At 53.6% G+C, this 2,560-nt stretch carries 3 protein-coding genes; 2 read left to right on the top strand and 1 reads right to left on the bottom strand.

Annotation, left to right across the window (positions count from 1 at the left end):
* Together AC0UA9_RS17365 and AC0UA9_RS17360 are read left to right on the top strand one after the other, a co-directional pair.
* Positions 1-509, top strand: a 509-nt coding sequence (locus AC0UA9_RS17365) for a winged helix-turn-helix domain-containing protein (protein WP_475661986.1), incomplete at its 5' end; no start/stop codon positions are given.
* Between the two features lie 18 nt (positions 510-527).
* Positions 528-2,123, top strand: coding sequence for an ATP-binding protein (locus tag AC0UA9_RS17360; RefSeq protein ID WP_475661984.1), 1,596 nt, complete (start codon positions 528-530; stop codon positions 2,121-2,123).
* Here the strand turns inward: AC0UA9_RS17360 and AC0UA9_RS17355 are convergent.
* On the bottom strand, positions 2,086-2,560 hold a 475-nt coding region (locus AC0UA9_RS17355), incomplete at its 5' end, for a LysR substrate-binding domain-containing protein (RefSeq protein WP_475661982.1). The genes AC0UA9_RS17360 and AC0UA9_RS17355 overlap by 38 nt on opposite strands.

Here is a 2,560-nt window from a genome sequence, read left to right as displayed (position 1 = left end):
GTTTGGCTATTTGCCGTCGTGTTAGGCCTAACTTTGCTGGTCCTATTATGATGTTAACGGCCCGCACAGATGATCTTGATCAGGTACTGGGTTTGGAAATGGGGGCCGATGACTATGTGCCAAAGCCGGTTCAACCCCGTGTACTTCTTGCGCGTATGCGTGCGCTACTGCGTCGTGCCGATGCACCAGCGCCGGGTGGTGAGATGCGCCTGCGCTTCGAAAATCTAGAGATAGATAACGCAACGCGTGAGGCCTGGCTTTCCGGTGAGCGTATAGATCTCACTAGCGCAGAGTTTGATCTGCTGTGGCTGTTGGCGAGCAACGCAGGGCGTGTATTAACCCGAGAAGAAATTTTTAATGAGCTGCGTGGCATTAAATACGATGGACAGGATCGTTCGATTGACGTGCGGGTTTCGCGTATTCGTCCCAAAGTAGGCGACGACCCTAACCAACCGCACCGAATCAAAACAGTGCGGAGCAAAGGCTACCTTTTCGTCAAAGACAGTTAACTAACAGAGGCTAACCGCATGCGGCGAGTGCTGGGCCACGGTTCTTTCTTAAGGTTTTATCTTCTGCTGGGGCTTGCACTGTGCGTAGTATTCTTTATTGCATTGGGCGGGCGCTCTTTTATTGAGCAGATTCGTCGCGAAGATTATCGTGAACAGCTTGCCGCATTGCCGATGTCATTAATGACGCAGCAGTTAGCATCAAGTCCGGTGGCGGGAAGAGAAAGCCTGCTTGCCCGCTTCTCGGAACAGCTGGGGATGCAGCTCTCACTTAAGCGTATTGAGAGTGTAGGGCTTAACTATTTTGAGCAAGCTCGCGTCGAGCGAGGCACGGTATTAGTTGCTGAAGATCCCTGGCGGTTACGGCAACGTATACCTAACGATGAGTGGCTGCTGGAGGCAACATTTGCCGCCTGGAGCGAGCGTCAGTGGCAGGGCAGCATGATACTACTCGGGGGGTGGCTTGCTAGTATGCCTCATGAGGCGAGGGCTGACGCCATCGCCTCGCTAGACGCGGGTAGTTGGCCACTTGTTTTGCTTTCCGCGCCGCCTTCTGACCTTACTCCAGAACAGCAGTTTCAACTCGCCCAGGGAGGCGTGTTGACTCGGCTGGTGTCGGATAAGCTCTCACTGATGCTGCTTTATCGGTTGCCGGATGATAATCAATGGTTACAAGCGGGGCCTACCTCGCGTGGTGATACGCTGCCAGCCAATTTGCATCTGCCTTTACTGGTGGGGTTAATGGTGGTGCTGAGCCTAATTATTTATTTAATTATGCGCAGCATTGAAGCGCGTATGGCGCGTTTGGAGCTTGCCGCGACTAGAATCGCCAGCGGGCGCTTAGAAACCCGGGTAAAGGTGGAAAGCGGAGACTTTTTAGGCCGTTTGGGCATGGCATTCAATGGGATGGCGAATCAAGTTCAGAGTTTGCTAAGAGGTCAGCAAGAAATGATTCGCGCGGTCTCTCATGAATTACGCACGCCGGTGGCTCGTATACGGTTTGCGGTGCAAATGGTCGAAGATATGACCGACCAACCAGCGATTCGTCGTCAGCTTCAGGGGATCGATGCTGATATTTCCGAGCTAGACGAATTGGTAGACGAAATTCTCACCTATGCCCGCTTGGGGGGAGAGTCGATCAATGGCGTTGAATTAGAGATGGCATTGGTTGAGTGCCGGGCAATGGCTGAGCGAGTCATCGACACGCTGTCACCGTTGCACCAAAGCTTATCGTTAACGCTGGATGGTAGTGCTGAAGTTGAGCTGTACGCCGGACCCCGCTATTTACAACGAGCGCTGCAGAACCTTGTCAGCAACGCCTGTCGCTATGGCAAGTCGCAAGTAGTGATTCGCCTATGGGATGAGCCTCACCTTGTACGGATTGATATTGAGGATGATGGGCCTGGCATACCACCCGAGGCGCGTAGCGATATCTTCAAGCCGTTTGCCAGGCTTGATGACAGTCGTGCCCGTAGCTCTGGGGGCTACGGGCTTGGCTTGTCCATTGTGCAAAAAATTATGGCAGGCCATGGCGGTAGCGTCACTGTGGATACCAGCCCTACACTGGGCGGTGCGCGCTTTACGCTGCTGATTCCTCGTCGCGAGTTGCCGGTTTAATCCCTGATAGCACCGCAAATGACGTCTCTTTAGCGGTGCGCAAAAAATCCTGCATCCAAGGCGCTTCTCTATTTTCTTCCCGAATGGCTGCATAAAGCGTGCTCCAAATACCATTCTCACCGAGTTTTACGGCGCTAACGTAATCCCGCTCTAAATACTCGGTGAGCGCCCAGTTGGGTAGCGCGCAGACGCCTCTACCACTGGCAACAAGCTGCATCATCATAATGGTGAGCTCTGCGGTGCGGATTTCCTGTGGTCGCACATTGGCGGGAGACAAAAACTGGGTAAACACGTCCAGCCGAGAGTGCTCGACCGGATAGGTGATCAGTGTCTCCTCGGCTAACGCTTGTGGTTCGATAAACGGACGGCCAGCAAAAGCATGCTGTCGAGCAACCGCCAGCAGTCCCTCATAACGAAATAGAGGCGCGTAGTGAACC

The organism is Colwellia sp. F1 (assembly GCF_056238625.1).
Note: the sequence above shows the minus strand (reverse complement) of the source record. Positions and strands in the feature narration are given on the sequence as shown.